Source organism: Streptomyces sp. DH10, assembly GCF_029813805.1.
GTDB lineage: Bacteria > Actinomycetota > Actinomycetes > Streptomycetales > Streptomycetaceae > Streptomyces > Streptomyces coeruleofuscus.
The window spans coordinates 49,253-64,975 of record NZ_JARVKU010000004.1; the positions used below are offsets into that span (position 1 = coordinate 49,253).

Consider the following 15,723-nt stretch of genomic DNA (forward strand, 5'->3'; position numbering starts at 1 on the left):
TTCTGACGCGTAGTGGTCCGACCACCTCGCCGATTAGACTGCGCGCAGCCGGTGATCGGAGGAATGGCGTGGACGACGAGACAGCCCCGCAGAAGGGCACCGTGACGCAGCGCGCCATCGAGCGGATCAAGGCGATGATCGGCGAGGGCCGGCTGGAGCCGGGCCAGCGGCTGCCGACCGAGCGTGACCTGGCCGTCCAGCTCGGCATCTCCCGCAGCTCGATGCGGGAGGCGATCCGCGCGCTCACGGTGCTGGGCGTGCTGGAGGCCCGGCACGGGTCGGGCATCTACGTCACGCAGCTGGAGGCCGGCGACCTGCTGGAGACCTTCGGCGTCGTGGCGGACCTGTCGCGCGGTCCGCGTCTGGTGGAGCTGCTGGAGATCCGGCGGATCCTGGAGTCGACGGCGACGGCACTGGCCGCCGCCCGGATCACCGCGGACCAGCTGGCCGAGGTCGAGAAGCACCTGGCGGCGATGAACGCCACGGACGATCCGGAGGAGATCCTCGCCCACGACCTGGCCTTCCACCGCGAGATCGCGGTGGCCGCGGGCAACGAGACCATGGCCGCGATCCTGGAGGGCCTGTCGTCGCGGACGTTCCGTGCCCGTGTCTGGCGCGGCTACCAGGAGGAGGGCGCCTTCGCCCGCACCCGCCGCGAACACGCCGCGATCCACCGCGCCCTGGCCGCCCGCGACCCGGAGGCGGCCCGCGCGGCGGCGGCCGCGCACGTGGGCGAGGTGGAGGAGTGGCTGCGGGCGCAGCTCGGGCCCCAGGGACAGTTCCCAGGGCCCGGTGTGCCGCCGCTTACTTGAACTGACCGGGCTGGTAGTCGCCCGCCGGCTGCTGGAGGATGACGTTCAGCCGGTTCGCCGTGTTCATGAAGGCGATCAGGGTCACCAGCGCGACGAGCTGTTCCTCGTCGTAGTGCTTGGCGACCCGCTCCCACACGTCGTCCGGCACCCCGCCGGCGCCGTCCGCGATGCGGGTGCCCTGCTCGGCCAGCTCCAGTGCTGCGCGCTCGGCCTCGGTGTAGACCGTGGCCTCCCGCCACGCGGCGACCAGGTTGATGCGCACGGAGGTCTCACCCGCCGCCGCGGCCTCCTTGGTGTGCATGTCGATGCAGACCGCGCAGCCGTTGATCTGGCTCACGCGGAGCGAGACCAGCTCCCGGGTGGCGGCCGGCAGCGGTGAGTCCACGACCAGCCGCCCCAGGGACATGAACTGCTTGATGACCTTGGCGGCGCTCGGGAGGGCGAAGATGTCCAGTCGCGCGTTCATGGTGAACTCCTGTGTCGTTGCCGATGCTTACGCCCTTATGAGTCAGGGGGCCCGGCCCGATGTGACATCGAGGAATGTGACGTGCGTCTCCCGGCCTTCTGGACGGTCCGCGGAGCGACAATGGACGGTATGCGGCTACGGGGCACAGCCTGGGGCACCGCCGGAATGCTGCTGACCGTCGCGATCGGCTGCACCGGCGGCGGGAGCGAAGGCGCGCCCGAGGCCTCTCCGACGGCGGCCCCGGCCCCGGCCCCGAGCGAGCAACCCCGCACGACGCCCACCCCCACTTCCACCCCAGCCGACCCCGTCTCCCTCCCGGCGCTGATGCAGCGCAAGCACACCGGCTCCGGCCTGCGTCTCGGCACGGTGCTCGACCGGACCTCCGCCTACACCCGCTACGCCGTCACCTACGAGGCGAACGGCCTGACCATCTCGGGGATCATGAACCTCCCGGAGGGCAAGGGCCCGTTCCCGGCGCTCGTGCTGGCGCACGGGTACATCGACCCGGACGTCTACTTCAGCGGCCAGGGCATGCCCCGGGAGCAGGACCGGCTGGCCCGCAGCGGCTACGTCGTCCTGCACACCGACTACCGCAACCACGCCCGCTCCGACGACGACGCCGACAACGACGTCGGACTGCGCCTCGGCTACACCGAGGACGTCATCGGCGCCGCCCTGGCCCTGCGCGACTCCGGGCGGCCGGAGATCGACGGCGACCGGATCGGCCTGTTCGGCCGGTCGATGGGCGGCGGGGTCGTGTACAACACGCTGGTCGTGGCGCCCGGCCTGTTCGACGCCGCGGTGGTGTACGCGCCGGTGAGCGCCCGCCCGGAGGAGAACATCGACCACTTCCAGCGGCCCGACGGCGATCCCCTCGTGGCGGAGATCGAGGAGAAGCACGGCACGCCGGAGGAGGACCCGGCCTTCTGGCGCGCGGTGTCGCCCCTGACGTACGTCGACCGCGTCACCGAGCCCCTGCTGATCCAGCACGGCACGGCGGACGACACCTGCCCCCTCACCTGGTCACGGCAGGTCGCCGCCGCGTTCGAGAAGGCGGGCAAGGATGTCCAACTGCGCACCCACGCCGGCGAGGGACACACCTTCGGGCCGAGGTGGCCGGCCTCCATGGACACCACCGAGGCCTTCTTCGCACGCCACTTGCGCTGAACCGCTCGGATCATCCAGCGGCCGAGGGCCTCGACGTGCGCCCCCGGCCGGTGCACAGTTCTCCCTACGTACTCGCCAGTAAGCCCGTCCTTCCACGCCGAGGAGCCTCTGTGACCACCTGGGCCGGCCGCACCGCCGCCGAGATATCCACCGCCGTACGCGAGAAGCGGGTCACCCCCCGCGAGGTGGTCGCCGAGCACCTCGCGCGGATCGAGCGGCTCGACGGCCGCGTCGGGGCCTTCCGCACCGTGCGCGCCGAGGCGGCGCTGACGGAGGCCGACGAGGTGGCCGCACGCGGCGACTTCGACCGTCTGCCCCTGGCCGGGGTGCCCGTGGCCGTCAAGGACAACCTCGCCGTGCGCGGCGAGTCCACCCGCGTCGGCTCGGCCGCGACACCGGACACCCCGGCCGACCGGGACCATGTCACGGTGGCCCGGCTGCGGGCGGCGGGCGCGGTGGTCGTGGGTCTGACGAACGTGCCCGAGCTGTGTGTCTTCGGCACGACGGACGGCGTGCTGGGCACCGCCCGCAACCCCTGGGACCCGACGCGCTCGGCGGGCGGTTCATCGGGCGGCAGCGCCGCCGCGGTCGCCGCCGGGATGGCGCCGATCGCCCTCGGCAACGACGGCATGGGTTCCCTGCGCATACCGGCCGCCAACTGCGGCCTCGTCACCATCAAGCCGGGGCACGGAGTGGTCCCGACGGGTGACGGTGACGGCGGCTGGTTCGGCTTGTCGGAGAACGGGCCGCTCGCCACGACCGTCGAGGACGCCCGGCTGATGCTCTCGGTGCTCGCGGACGACGAGCCAGCCCTCCGCGCCGAGCCCGGCCCCCTCAGGATCGCCGTGTCGCTGCGCAGCCCGGTCGCCGGCGTCACCATCAGCCGGCCGTACGCGGCGGCCGCGCGGGAGGCGGCCGGGGTGCTGATGAAGGCGGGCCACCAGGTCCGGCGCGCCGACCCGCCCTACCCGATGTCGCTCGCCACGACCTCACTGGCCCACTGGACGGCCGGCACCGCCGCGGACGCCCGGCACCTCGACCCGCGTCTGCTGACCCGGCGCACCCGGATCCACGCGAGACTCGGCCGGCCCTTCATGGGCAGGGTGCGCTCCGGGGCCGCCCGGGAGCAACTGCGCCGGCGGCTGGAGCCGTTCTTCACCGAGTACGACGTGCTGCTCACGCCCGCGCTCGCCCGCCGCTCCCCCAAGGCCGCGCCCTGGCACGAGCGGGGCTGGCTGAGCAACGTCCTGGCCAACACGAACTACTCGCCGCTGACGCCCCCGTGGAACCTCACCGGCTGGCCCGCCATGTCGGTCCCCTGCGCAGCCCTCCCCTCCGGCGCCCCGTGTGCCGTGCAGCTGGTGGGACGCCCCGGCACGGAGTACCAACTCCTGGAAGTGGCGCAGCAGTTGCAGGAACGTAATCCGTGGCGGCGTACGGCACCGATGGACTAGAGTCGGCCGGGTGACTGCCGGGTCGGCCGTAGGCCATGCACGAGTGAGGCGCCCGGCCTCGGAGTGAACGCGGCGGGGGTGACCCCGCCCGGGCCCGCCCGAGAGCCGGAGAGGGCACGAGCCCCGCCTCCCGTCTCCGTGTCCTCATCCCCTCGCGCCCGCTGCGGCGCTTCACCACGGATCCCGAGACCCGGAGACCTTTCAGACTCATGTCCCACGCACAGCACACATCCGAACTTCCGGCCACCGTCGCCCATCTCGACCACACCGTCGTCTTCGCCTCGGACCGCCAGCTGTCGGCGGAGTTCCTGGCGGCGGTCCTGGGCCTGGAGGTCGGCGCCCCCTTCGGGCCGTTCCTGCCGGTCGATCTGGGCAACGGCGTGACCCTCGACTACTACGAGAAGCGCGACGAGCCGATCCAAGGGCAGCACTACGCGTTCCTCGTGCCGGAGGAGCAGTTCGACACCATGATCGCCCGGCTGGAGGCGCTGGGCGTGACCTACTTCGCCGACCCGAGCCACACCGAGCCCGGCCGGGTCAACGACCTCTTCGGCGGCCGCGGCGCCTACTTCGCCGACCCGGACGGGCACAACATGGAGATCATGACGCGGCCGTACGTCCGTCCCTGACGGCCCCGGTCACGGTCTCTCCGCTGCTCTGGAGCGCCCGGTACATGATGTGCAGTCCCACGAGGCCGTGCCGGGGATGTTCGAACGCGTCGGGCACGGTACCGAGGATCGTGAAGCCGAGGGAGGTCCACAGCGTCACGGCGGGGTTGGTCTCGACGACGGCGTTGAACACCATGCCCCGGTAACCGGCGGCCCTGGCTTCGATCAGGAGGTGTTCGGCGAGGGCACGGCCGTGGCCCCGGCCGCCCCGGTCCGGGTCCACCATGAAGCCGGCGTTGGCGATGCGGGCGGCGGGACCGCCGTAGTTGGGGGTGAGGTAGGCGGAGGCGACGACGCTGCCGCCGTCGTCCTCGACGACGTAGACGCGTTTCGCCGGATTCATCCACAGGACCCGGGCCTCCTCCTCGGAGGTGCCCGGGTCCCATGCGTAGGTCTCACCCGCGGCGACGATGCGGTGCCAGAACGGCCAGATGCGCGGCCAGTCGTCAGCCGTTGCTTCCCTGATCAGCATGGACGCGAGTCTGGCACGCCCGTGCGGATCGGCGAACGCGGAGGGTTTGGCGCCCGTTCAGTCGACGCTGGGCAGGATGTGAGGCTCGGCGAGGTCGTCCTCGTAGCCCGCGAGGCGGATCGGGGCCGACCGGGCCCACACGTCGAGGCTGCCGAGCTCGTCGGACCGGCGGCCCTTGCGCTCGGTGCGTTCCTTGGGGCGTTGCTCGCGATTCGTCTTTTCCGGTGTCACCGCGCACTCCTTATGTGTCGGTCACCCTCGGGACGTGTGCGCCGGTCCTGCTCTGCGCCTGACGCCCGCTCGGGTCTGATACCAAATGCAGTTCGGACGCGGTGGCGCCGGTAATTCGCGGGAGCGCGGGCCGTGGTGTACCGGCTTGTCCCATGACGGACCGTGGGTGTGGGTCCCGTCCTGCTGTCCGTCCGCCTCAGATTAACCAAATGAGCGGCCCCCCGCTCGATGGGGCTGAAAACTACCGGTAACGATCGCGCGTCATCCTGTGTTCAACTCGGGTTTACGCACCGATTTACCACGGAAAGAACGTTTCACGGATCACTCGAACGGCTTAAGCCCGCACCGGCGGTTTCCGGACGGTGGCGCAGGCCCCATGCCGCCTCGGGGCTGTCGGCTGACGGACCGTCATGAGACGGTACGTCGATGACGTCAGCGTCGTACGGCCTGGAGGGCAGGACCGCCGTGGTCACGGGGGCCACGCGCGGCATCGGACGCGCCGTCGCGGAAGCGCTCGCCTCGGCGGGCGCACTGGTGTGCGTCACCGCGCGCGACGCCGGCGAGGTACGGCGGACCGCCCTGGAACTGGGCGGCATCGGGCTCGCGGGCAGCGTCGCCGACCCGGGCCACCCCCGGCGCCTGACGGAGCTGGCCCTTCGCGAGTTCGGCCGCCTCGACGTCCTGGTCAACAACGCGGCGACCAACCAGCCGTACGGACCGCTCATGGACGCGGCCCCGGAGGCCTGGCGCGAGGCCTTCACCGTCAATGTCGAGGCGCCGCTGCGGCTGGTGCAGTGCGCGTGGCGGTCGTGGATGTCGGAGCACGGCGGCACGGTGATCAACGTGTGCACGGAGGGCGCCGGCCATGTCGGCCCGAACGTGGGTGCGTACGGCACGAGCAAGGCCGCGCTGCTGCACCTGACCCGGCAGCTCGCGGGCGAGCTGGGCCCCCGGGTGCGGGTGAACTCCGTCTCCCCCGGCCTGGTGCGTACCGAGATGGCACGGTTCATGTGGGAGCCGGGTGAGGAACAGATCGCCGCGGGGCTGCCGCTGGGCCGGATCGGGGAGCCCGAGGACGTCGCACGGGCGGTCGTGTGGCTGGCGTCGGACGAGGCGGAGTGGGTGACAGGGGCGGACCTCGTGGTGGACGGCGGCACCCGGTCACGGGCGGCGCGCACCCCGGCCTCTTAGGGGCGCGGGGCCGTATCGATATGCCGCTCCGCCGCGTGGGCGCGCCACGCCACACTCAACCCGCTGACGCCAAACCGGAAACCCCTACCACTTCCCCGGCTCGTAGTCCTTCAGGAAGACCCCGTACAGATCCTCGCCCGCCTCGCCCCGCACGATCGGGTCGTACACCCGGGCCGCCCCGTCGACCAGGTCCAGCGGCGCGTGGAACCCCGCCTCGGCCAGCCGCAGCTTGTCGTAGTGAGGCCGCTCGTCCGTGATCCAGCCCGTGTCGACCGAGGTCATCAGAATCCCGTCGGTCTGGAACATCTCCTGCGCACTGGTCCGCGTCACCATGTTCATGGCGGCCTTGGCGGCGTTCGTGTTCGGGTGCCCCGCACCCTTGTAGCCGCGGCCGAACACGCCCTCCATCGCCGAGACGTTCACGACGTACGCGCGTCCGCTCGCCGCCTTCTTCGCGGCCTCGGCCATGACCGGACGGAGCCGGCTGATCAGGATGAACGGCGCCGTGTAGTTGCACAGCTGGGTCTCCAGCAGTTCCACCGGGGAGATCTGCTCGATCGTCTGCACCCAGGTGTTGGAGTCGACGACGTCGGGGACCAGCCCGCCCGCGTCGATCGCCGTGCCGTCGAGGTGCCGCTCGACGCTGGCGTTGCCCGCGACCAGGGCGAGGTCGGCGACCTGCTGGGCGTCGAGGCCGCTGGTGCCCAGGGGCAGCGCGGCCAGACCGTCGACCGCGCCGGAGTTGAACGCGCCGATGACGTGGTGGGCGGGGAGCTCACCGGCGGGCAGCGGGGCGCTCTCGCCCTCGACCAGCGCGGCGTAGGCGGAGGGCAGGCGGCGTACGGTCTGGGTCGCGTTGTTGACGAGGATGTCGAGCGGGCCCGCCTCGGCGACCTGCTCCGCGAGGGCCACGGCCTGGGCCGGGTCGCGCAGGTCGATGCCGACGACCTCCAGGCGGTGGATCCAGTCCGCGGAGTCGTCCATCGCCTTGAAGCGGCGGATGGCGTCCTTGGGGAAGCGCGTGGTGATCGTGGTGTGCGCGCCGTCGCGCAGCAGCCTGAGCGCGATGTACATGCCGATCTTGGCACGGCCGCCGGTGAGCAGGGCGCGCTTGCCGCTGAGGTCGGCCCGGACGTCGCGCTTCTCGCGGTTCACGCGGGCGCAGTCCGGACAGAGCTGGTGGTAGAAGTAGTCGACTTCCACGTACCGGGTCTTGCAGGTGTAGCAGGAGCGCGGGCGCTGGAGTATCCCCGCGATCCTGCCCTCCTCGGTGCGCGAGGAGGGCAGCAGGCCCTCGGTCTCGTCGTCGATGCGCTGGGCGGAGCCGGTCGCCGTGGCCTCCGTGACCGCCTTGTCGTGGGCGGTCTTGGCGGCCCGGCGCTCCTGGCGGCGGCGCTGCTTGACCGTGCGGTAGACGCCCGCGGTGGCCCGGCGCACGGCGACGGCGTCCGGGTGGTCGATCTCCAGCTTGTCGAGTTCCTCGAGCACGCTGAGGCAGACGGCCAGCCGCTCCGGGTCGATGCCGGGTCCGTACGAGAGCCCGCTCGCCTCGTCCATGGCCTGCGGGCCGTCCTCTGTCACCGTCATCGCCGCTGTCGTTCCCTGCTCTGCTGTGGTGGCGCGCCGGTCGCGCCCGCTGTCGAAGGGCGGATTTTACGCGAGCGGCGGGCCACACCGCCAAACCCGCCCGATTCAGGACCGGCAGGCGGTGATCAGCGTGCGCACCTCCTCCGTGATGGCCGCGGCGAGCCGGTCGAGGTCCGGCACGGCTTCGCCGTCGGCGACGAGCCCGTAGTGGACGCTCCCGCGGTACGTCGAGACCGCCACCGCCACCGAGTGGCCGGGGGCCAGCGGGGCGAACGGGAAGACGGCGGTGAGCGGGTTGCCGCCGAGCTTCAGGCCGAGGCTGGGCAGGGGCACGCTCGTGACCAGGATGTCGAACCAGAGCCGGGCCGCCTGGCCGACCAGCGGTCCGCCCAGCCGGTGGGCCAGGGCCGGGACGTGGTCGGCGAGCAGGGCGACGGCGCCCGCGCCCCGGTTGGGGCCGGCGTCCTTGTTGCGGTCCATGGCGGTGCGGACCGAGGCGAGGCGGGCCAGCGGGTCCGGGTCGTCCACCGGAAGCCGTATCAGGTACCCGGAGAGCCGGTTGCCCTGCGGGTACGCGGTGCGCGGGCGGCGCTTGGAGACGGGGATCAGGGCGCGGGGCGCGATGTCCTCGCTGCCGTCGCCGCGCTCGTCCAGCCAGCGGCGCAGCGCGCCCGCGACCACTGCGATCAGGACATCGTTGACGGTGCCGCCGACGGTCTTGCGGACGCGGTGCACGTCGTCGATGTCGAGCAGCACTCCGGCGGTGCGGCGGGTGCCGCTCGGCTCGCAGGTCAGCGCGGGGGTGGAGCGCACGTCGAGGGAGGACAGGGCGACGGAGGCGCCGATGTCCAGGGCCCGGCCCGCGTCGGACAGGGCGCCGCGCACCATCTCCGGCAGCCGGCGCACGTCCGGCAGCAGGCCGCGCGGGGGCTCGGCCGGGCGGGGCCGGGGCGCGGGCATGTCCATCGGGTCCATCACGCCCGCGGCGAGGGTCAGCGCCCGCAGGCCGTCGGCCAGGGCGTGGTGGAACTTGAACAGCACCGCGAAGGAGATCCCGTCCTCAGCGGGCAGCACATGGGCCTCCCACGGCGGCCGGCCACGCTCCAGCGGACGTCCCATGAGCCGGCCCGCGACCGTGTGGAAGTCGGCGGTCGGGGCGTGCAGCCGCACATGGTTCAGGGCGTCGAAGTCCGGGTCGGGTTCGCGGGCGGCGCCGCCGAAGGCGAGGGGCCGGCGCAGCGCGGCGGGCAGCGGCTGCCACACGCTGCGGATCCGCATCCGCAGTCCGGGCACGCCGGCGGCGCGGGCCGCGAGCAGGTCGGCCGCGTGGGCGCCCGCGGCGGGCGAGTGAGCCGAGAAGATCCCGAGCGCGCCGAGGTGCATCGGGTTGTCCGCGGACTCGATGTTCCAGAACGCCAGGTCGAGAGGAGCGAGCAGGTCAGCAGTCAAGGGCTTGCCTCGCGTCGACGACGGGTGGGCCAGCAGTCAATCGCCCCCAGCCGATTACGGTCAAGTACGATCACGCTACGTACAGTTAACAGCAGATTAAGTCCCGCCCCGATGAAAGGGGCGGGACTTATGGTGCATGTGAGGTCAGTTCAGCACAGCACGCGGCGCCGGGCACCCCGTAGGAGTCACCCGGGAGGCGTCACGGATCAGCGCCTGGTGGGCGGTTTTCAGCCGGGCCGTGTCAGGTTTGAGCACGGACCGGTCGTACGTGAGGAAGCCGTTCAGCTCGCCCTCGACGTCGGCGATCTGGGTGTAGACGGCCCCGTTGCCGCCCCGGCAGACCAGCGCCCGGACCTCGTCCAGTTTCGCCAGGTAGTCGTCCGTGTAGGTGGCCGGGTCGACGTCGACGTACGACTGCTGCACCGACCAGGCGTGGCCGGGCACCGCGAGACCGAGGCCGCCGTACTCGCCGCTGACCAGGGCGCGCTCGCCGTCGGGGCGGGGCGGCAGGGCCGGGCTCGGGTAGCCGTGCTCGTCCATGATGTCGCCGGTGCCGCCGTCGGCGCCGAGGTTCAGCCCGGACTGGCCGTTGACGAGGCGGGTGGGGTCCCAGGCCTTGGCCTGCTCGGCGACCCGGCCGACGTCGTACTGGCCCCAGCCCTCGTTGAAGGTCACCCACATGACGACCGACGGGCTGCTGACGTGTTCGTCGATCATCTCCTTCAGCTCGCGCTCGTAGCGGGCGCGGGAGGAGGGGCTCGGGTTCACCCCGGCCGTCATGGCGGGCATGTCCTGCCACACCAGCAGGCCGAGCCGGTCGGCCCAGTGGAACCAGCGGTCCGGTTCGACCTTGATGTGCTTGCGGACCGAGTTGAAGCCGAGCCGCTTGTGCGCCTTCAGGTCGTAGGCGAGGGCCTCGTCGGTGGGCGCGGTGTGCAGGCCGTCCGGCCAGAAGCCCTGGTCGAGGGTGGCCATCATGAAGACCGGCTCGCCGTTGAGGACCGTGCGCGGGACGCCGTTGACCTTCTCGACGGCGATGGAGCGCATCCCGAAGTAGCTGCCGACCCGGTCGGCGCCGACCTTCACCTTCAGGCCGTAGAGGAACGGGTCGTCGGGCGACCACAGGTGCGGGTCGCGGACGGTGAGTGTCAGCGGGCTGCCGGTGCGGCCGCTCGCCGTGGCCACCTCGCGCCGGCCGTCGTACGCCGTCGCCGTGATCGGTACGCCGTCCCGCACGCCGCGGGCCTGAACGGTCAGCTTCTCGCCGGCCACGTCGGGGACGAGCTTCAGGGAGTCGACGTGGTCGCGGGCCACCGGCTCCATCCAGACCGTCTGCCAGATGCCGGAGGACGGCGTGTACCAGATGCCGCTGGGGTCCAGGCGCTGCTTGCCGAGCGGCGGGTTCTCACCGGAGGCCGCGTCGGTGGGGTCGTAGACGCCGACGATCAGCTCCTGGGTGCGGCCGGGCTTCAGCGCGTCGGTGATGTCGGCGCTGAACTTGTCGTAGCCGCCCTCGTGTTCGGCGACCTTGGTGCCGTTGACATACACCTCGGAGCGCCAGTCGACGGCGCCGAAGTTGAGCTTGAGCCGCTTGCCGGAGCCGATCCGCCAGTCGGCGGGGACGGTGAAGGTGCGGCGGTACCACATGCGGTCCTCGTGCCGTTCGATACCGGAGAGCTGGGACTCCACCGGGTACGGGACGAGGATGCGCTCCTTCAGCGTCCTGCCCACGGGCGGCTGCTCGCCCGGCTCGGCGGCGGCGAACTGCCAGCGGCCATTGAGGCCCTGCCAGGCGTCCCTGGTCAGCTGCGGGCGCGGGTACTCCGGGAGGGCGTTGCCCGGTCCGACCTCGTCGGCCCAGCGGGTGCGCAGCTGGTACGTCGAGCGGTTGGGGCCGCTGCTCCAGAATTCCTTGACAACGTTGCCGTCGGTGTCGGCGAGGCCGCCCCGGCCGTCGTAGCGGACGTCGGCGGTGCCGCGGGCCGTGCCGGTCTTGTTGCCGACGACCGGTTCGTCGAGGGTGACCAGGAGGGACGTGGGGTCGGACGGGTCCGGCCGTGCCGCGCCCAGGGGCCATGCGGCGCCGCCGATCACCGCCTTGAGGTGGTCGGTGAAGCTCGCGGGGGGTGCGGCGAGGGGCTGGGCGAAGTCGAGCTTGAGGGTGCGGCCGGTGGACTGGACCGTGGCCGCGAGGGCCCCGTCGTAGTCGAAGCCGTCGGGGAGGCGGAACGCCGACTGCGGGACGGGCTCCTTGCCGCCGCCGGGCGGCGTCCAGCGGAGGTGGAGGTTGGAGCCGCCGTAGTGCTCGAAGTACTCGACTTTGAGGTCGTAGGACGTGCCCGCGGTCAGGTCGACGGGCTGCGCGGTCTGCTCGCGGTCCCAGTCGTCGACCCAGTGGTCGATGACGAGCCTGCCGTCGATCCAGAGGCGGAAGCCGTTGTCTCCGATGACCGAGAAGGTGTGGGGGCCGGTCTTCTCGGGGACGAGCATGCCGGTCCAGCGGACGCTGACGTCGTCGGACCGTCCGGTGGTGAAGTTCAGGCGCGGTTCCAGGTTGTCGAAGTCCAGGTCCTGGTCGAACGTGGTCGCCTTCAGGGTGTGGAAGTCGAAGGCGCCGGGGGCGGAGTGCGTGTAGTACTCGCCCTTGAGGCCGTGGATCTCGGCCGGGTCGTCCGCGAGGGCGGGTGCCGCGGTCAGGCCGGTGAGGGCGAGGAGCGCGGCGAGAAGTAACGCGAGTCGGGTTCTGAGGCGTCTGGTACGCACGGAACCTCCATAACAACGTTGTCATGGCCAGGAGTTGGCATGACAACATCACGGATTCCGCTCTTCGTCCAGAGCCAGGACAAAGTCCCCCGGCCGCTCCTCGTCAGGTGACCAGCTGCCCCTTCCCGAGGGCGATGACGCCGCCCTTGGACACCGTGTACAGCTCCGCGTCGCGCTCCGGGTTGACGCCGATCGTCGCGCCCGGCGGCACCTCGACGTTCTTGTCGAGCACGGCGCCGCGCACCACCGCGCCCCGGCCGATGTGCACGTTGTCGTGCAGCACCGACCCCTGCACGACGGCCCCCGGGTCGACCACCACACCCGGCGACAGCACGGACCGCGTGACCTGCCCGCGGATCAGGCAGCCGGCGCTGATGATGGACTCGCTGGCGATGCCCCCGGCGTTGAAGCGGGCCGGCGAGAGCTGGTACGAGTGCGTGTAGATGGGCCAGCTGCGGTTGAACAGGTTGAAGGCCGGGCGCTCGGCGATCAGGTCCATGTGGGCGTCGTAGTAGGCGTCCAGCGTGCCGACGTCCCGCCAGTAGCCCTGGTCGCGGGTGGTCTCGCCGGGCACGTGGTTGGCGCTGAAGTCGTACAGCGCTGCCTCGCCCCGGTCGGTGAGCTGGGGCAGGATCGAGCCGCCCATGTCGTGCACGGAGCGCTCGTCCTCCGAGTCCCGCTGGAGCGCCTCGATGAGGGCCTTCGTGGTGAAGATGTAGTTGCCCATGGAGGCGAAGACCATCTCGGGGTCGTCTGCCAGGCCGGGCGGGTCCGTCGGCTTCTCCAGGAAGCGCTCCACCGTCTGGCCGTCCGAGCCCGGCGTGATCACGCCGAACGCGGAGGACTCGGTGCGCGGCACCCGGATCCCGGCCACCGTGACGCCCGCTCCGCTGTCGATGTGCTGGGTGAGCATCTGGCGGGGGTCCATGCGGTAGACGTGGTCGGCGCCGAAGACGGCGACGTACTCGGGGCGCTCGTCGTAGATCAGGTTCAGCGACTGGAGGATCGCGTCGGCGCTGCCCAGGTACCAGCGGGGGCCGAGGCGCTGCTGGGCGGGCACGGGTGTGACGTAGTTGCCGAGCAGGCTGGACATCCGCCAGGTGGTGGTGATGTGCCGGTCCAGCGAGTGCGACTTGTACTGCGTCAGGACGCAGATGCGCAGCACGTCGGCGTTCACCAGGTTGGACAGGACGAAGTCGACCAGGCGGTACGTACCGCCGAAGGTCACCGCGGGTTTCGCCCGGTCCGCGGTCAGGGGCATCAGACGCTTGCCCTCTCCGCCCGCCAGCACGATTCCCAGGACCGAAGGACCACCACGACGCATGGCCGCTCCCCTCACGCAGATTTCCCGATGCCTGCCCCTGAGCAGCTCGTACTAAGCCTGTTTCAGGATCTCCTCGTAGAGCCGGACCGTGCGGCGGGCCACCGCGTCCCAGCCGAACTCGCCGACCGCGCGTTCCCGCCCGGCCTCGCCCATCCGCCGGGCGGCCTCCGGGTCGCCCAGGACGGAGTCCATGGCCCGGGCGAGTCCCGCCTCGAAGCCGCCGCCGGCCGGGACCAGCAGGCCCGTCCTGCCGTCGTCCACGACCTCGGGGATCCCGCCGACCGCCGACGCCACCACGGGCGTGCCGCAGGCCATCGCCTCCAGGTTCACGATGCCGAGCGGCTCGTACACCGAGGGGCAGACGAACAGGGCGGCGTGCGTCAGGAGCTGGATCACCTCCGGGCGCGGCAGCATCTTCGGAATCCAGAACACGCCGTCGCGGACCCGGCTCAGCTCCCCGAACAGCTCGCGGAACTCCTGGTCGATCTCCGGCGTGTCCGGCGCGCCCGCGCACAGCACGACCTGCGCGGCCGGGTCGATGTCCCGCACCGCGCGCAGCAGGTGGGGCACGCCCTTCTGGCGGGTGATGCGGCCGACGAACAGCACGTACGGACGGGAGCGGTCGAGGCCGACGCGGTCCAGGGCGTCCGTGCCGTGGTCGGGCCGGTACAGGCTCGTGTCGATGCCGTTGTGCACGACGTGGACCCGGTCCGGGTCCAGTGCCGGGTAGCAGCCGAGGATGTCCTCGCGCATGGCGCCCGACACGGCGACCACCGCGTCGGCGGCCTCGATCGCGGTGCGCTCGGCCCAGCTCGACAGCTCGTAGCCGCCGCCGAGCTGCTCGGCCTTCCAGGGGCGCAGCGGCTCCAGGGAGTGCGCGGTCATCACGTGCGGGATGCCGTAGAGCATCTTGGCGAGGTGGCCGCCGAGGTTGGCGTACCAGGTGTGGGAGTGGACCAGCTCGCGGCCCTCCAGGGCGGCAGCCATGGCCAGGTCGACGGAGAAGGTGCGCAGCGCGTCGTTGGCGCCGTCGAGCGTGGACCAGGGCCGGTGGCGGCGCACGCCGTCGGCGCGGCCCTCGCCCCAGCAGTGCACGTCCAGGTCGACCAGAGGCCGGAGTTCCCGGGCCAGGAACTCCACGTGGACACCCGCACCGCCGTACACATCCGGCGGGTACTCCCGGGTCAGCAGTCCCACTCGCACCCGCAACTCCCTGCTCTCAGCGGCCGTTCCCTTTCATGGTCACCCAGATGAGGCCTGTGGGGAAGAGCGGGGCGGCCGTGTGAAGCAACAGTCACCACAAACACCCCCGCCGGGCACGCGGTAGTACAGACAGCAGCTGCGGCGCCGGAAGGCGGTCCCGGTGAGGGTTCCCGAGCCGGCCAGCAGGGGGTGCGCGAGGAGTTCCGCGGCCAGGGAACGGGCCCGGGCGGCGGTGTCCGTACGGCCGTGGCGCCGTGCCCAGCGGTCGAGTTCCCGGGCGGCGCCCGCCAGCGCGGAGGCGGCGTTGCCCCGCAGCAGGCCCGGGGCGAGGCGGTGGTGGGCGCGCAGGGCCGCCGAGAGGGGGTCGAGGTGGCCGCGCAGGACGACGTCCGCGAGGGTCGGGGCGTCCCCGGGGAGCGGCCGTACCTCCGAGAGCCACAGATCGTCGGGGGCGCCGGCGTCGGCGTCCCAGTGCAGCAGCCGGGCGTCGAGGTCGGGGACACGGCCGTAGAGCGCGGCACAGCCGAGCGCCACGGACCAGAGGCGGGCCGCGAGTCCCAGGTGGGCCACGGACGCCGCGACGCGAGGCTCCGGAACGCGCAGGGCGGTCGCGACTTTGCCGACACGGTAAATCAGGGGATTTCCGTATACATCCGGTGCCGCGGCGGCATAGGCCTGTGCGAGAGTGGGAAGAGGCCGGGCCGCCGCCTCTCCCGTGCGCAGCACGAAGTAGCCGCCGAGCGGGCGGAGCGCGGCAAGGTCGGGGTCGAGGTCCACGAAGCAGTAGTACCAAGGCCCCTAAGGGATGCGCCCCGGTGACCCCCGACCGGGGCGCCCACCCTGGGGATGAGGGTGGTCCCCTCGTACTCCATCGGCAGTAGGACCCAATGAGTGCTCAGGGACGACGACGGGAAGACCTGGACACGGCAGGGTGTT

At 71.9% G+C, this 15,723-nt stretch carries 14 protein-coding genes; 5 read left to right on the forward strand and 9 right to left on the reverse strand.

Going from position 1 to position 15,723, the window contains the following annotated elements; all coding sequences use genetic code 11:
- Positions 1-68 precede the first annotated feature (68 nt).
- Positions 69-812 carry a FadR/GntR family transcriptional regulator gene (locus tag QC385_RS09770; protein WP_279540862.1) on the forward strand — a complete coding sequence of 248 codons (744 nt, stop codon included), beginning with the start codon at positions 69-71 and terminating at the stop codon, positions 810-812.
- On the opposite strand, the gene QC385_RS09775 is transcribed toward QC385_RS09770, so the two are convergent.
- Positions 805-1,278, reverse strand: a complete 474-nt coding sequence (locus QC385_RS09775; RefSeq protein ID WP_279540863.1) for a carboxymuconolactone decarboxylase family protein — start codon at positions 1,276-1,278, stop codon at positions 805-807. The two genes, QC385_RS09770 and QC385_RS09775, sit on opposite strands and share 8 nt — an antisense overlap.
- 129 nt (positions 1,279-1,407) lie before the next feature.
- Here QC385_RS09775 and QC385_RS09780 point away from each other — a divergent pair, with 129 nt between their 5' ends.
- The 3 genes from QC385_RS09780 to QC385_RS09790 all read left to right on the forward strand — a co-directional run bounded on the left by QC385_RS09780 (position 1,408) and on the right by QC385_RS09790 (position 4,528).
- A complete protein-coding gene (locus tag QC385_RS09780; RefSeq protein ID WP_279540864.1) occupies positions 1,408-2,445 on the forward strand; it encodes an alpha/beta hydrolase family protein in 1,038 nt (345 codons plus the stop codon).
- A 110-nt stretch (positions 2,446-2,555) separates the two neighbouring features.
- Complete coding sequence (locus QC385_RS09785) at positions 2,556-3,899, forward strand: amidase (protein ID WP_279540865.1); 1,344 nt, start codon at positions 2,556-2,558, stop codon at positions 3,897-3,899.
- A 209-nt stretch (positions 3,900-4,108) separates the two neighbouring features.
- Positions 4,109-4,528, forward strand: coding sequence for a VOC family protein (locus QC385_RS09790; RefSeq protein WP_279540866.1), 420 nt, complete (start codon positions 4,109-4,111; stop codon positions 4,526-4,528).
- Here the strand turns inward: QC385_RS09790 and QC385_RS09795 are convergent.
- Positions 4,500-5,039, reverse strand: a complete 540-nt coding sequence (locus QC385_RS09795; RefSeq protein ID WP_279540867.1) for a GNAT family N-acetyltransferase — start codon at positions 5,037-5,039, stop codon at positions 4,500-4,502. The two genes, QC385_RS09790 and QC385_RS09795, sit on opposite strands and share 29 nt — an antisense overlap.
- A 57-nt stretch (positions 5,040-5,096) precedes the next feature.
- Positions 5,097-5,270 carry a hypothetical protein gene (locus tag QC385_RS09800; protein ID WP_279540868.1) on the reverse strand — a complete coding sequence of 58 codons (174 nt, stop codon included), beginning with the start codon at positions 5,268-5,270 and terminating at the stop codon, positions 5,097-5,099.
- Positions 5,271-5,696: 426 nt separating this feature from the next.
- On the opposite strand from QC385_RS09800, the gene QC385_RS09805 reads away from it, so the two are divergent.
- Positions 5,697-6,461: an SDR family oxidoreductase gene (locus QC385_RS09805; protein ID WP_279540869.1), complete on the forward strand. Its 765-nt coding sequence runs from the start codon at positions 5,697-5,699 to the stop codon at positions 6,459-6,461.
- Between the two features lie 84 nt (positions 6,462-6,545).
- Here QC385_RS09805 and QC385_RS09810 read toward each other — a convergent pair whose 3' ends face one another.
- The 6 genes from QC385_RS09810 to QC385_RS09835 form a co-directional block, all read right to left on the reverse strand.
- Positions 6,546-8,048, reverse strand: coding sequence for an SDR family NAD(P)-dependent oxidoreductase (locus tag QC385_RS09810; RefSeq protein WP_150484383.1), 1,503 nt, complete (start codon positions 8,046-8,048; stop codon positions 6,546-6,548).
- Between the two features lie 105 nt (positions 8,049-8,153).
- Positions 8,154-9,497, reverse strand: a complete 1,344-nt coding sequence (locus tag QC385_RS09815; protein WP_279540870.1) for a wax ester/triacylglycerol synthase family O-acyltransferase — start codon at positions 9,495-9,497, stop codon at positions 8,154-8,156.
- A 144-nt stretch (positions 9,498-9,641) separates the two neighbouring features.
- Positions 9,642-12,260, reverse strand: coding sequence for a PA14 domain-containing protein (locus tag QC385_RS09820; protein ID WP_279540871.1), 2,619 nt, complete (start codon positions 12,258-12,260; stop codon positions 9,642-9,644).
- Positions 12,261-12,363: 103 nt separating this feature from the next.
- On the reverse strand, positions 12,364-13,584 hold the full coding sequence (gene glgC, locus QC385_RS09825; protein ID WP_279540872.1) for a glucose-1-phosphate adenylyltransferase: 1,221 nt from the start codon (positions 13,582-13,584) through the stop codon (positions 12,364-12,366).
- 51 nt (positions 13,585-13,635) lie between these two features.
- A complete protein-coding gene (gene glgA, locus QC385_RS09830) occupies positions 13,636-14,787 on the reverse strand; it encodes a glycogen synthase (protein ID WP_279540873.1) in 1,152 nt (383 codons plus the stop codon).
- Between the two features lie 39 nt (positions 14,788-14,826).
- On the reverse strand, positions 14,827-15,564 hold the full coding sequence (locus QC385_RS09835) for a (2Fe-2S)-binding protein (RefSeq protein WP_279540874.1): 738 nt from the start codon (positions 15,562-15,564) through the stop codon (positions 14,827-14,829).
- Positions 15,565-15,723 lie beyond the last annotated feature (159 nt).

What these genes read in the sequence shown, in the direction of transcription:
- QC385_RS09780 (WP_279540864.1), top strand. Translation starts at nt 1,408, where the DNA reads ATGCGGCTACGGGGCACAGCCTGGGGCACCGCCGGAATGCTGCTGACC.
- QC385_RS09810 (WP_150484383.1), bottom strand. Translation starts at nt 8,048, where the DNA reads ATGACGGTGACAGAGGACGGCCCGCAGGCCATGGACGAGGCGAGCGGG.
- QC385_RS09795 (WP_279540867.1), bottom strand. Translation starts at nt 5,039, where the DNA reads ATGCTGATCAGGGAAGCAACGGCTGACGACTGGCCGCGCATCTGGCCG.
- QC385_RS09805 (WP_279540869.1), top strand. Translation starts at nt 5,697, where the DNA reads ATGACGTCAGCGTCGTACGGCCTGGAGGGCAGGACCGCCGTGGTCACG.
- QC385_RS09775 (WP_279540863.1), bottom strand. Translation starts at nt 1,278, where the DNA reads ATGAACGCGCGACTGGACATCTTCGCCCTCCCGAGCGCCGCCAAGGTC.
- QC385_RS09790 (WP_279540866.1), top strand. Translation starts at nt 4,109, where the DNA reads ATGTCCCACGCACAGCACACATCCGAACTTCCGGCCACCGTCGCCCAT.
- glgC (WP_279540872.1), bottom strand. Translation starts at nt 13,584, where the DNA reads ATGCGTCGTGGTGGTCCTTCGGTCCTGGGAATCGTGCTGGCGGGCGGA.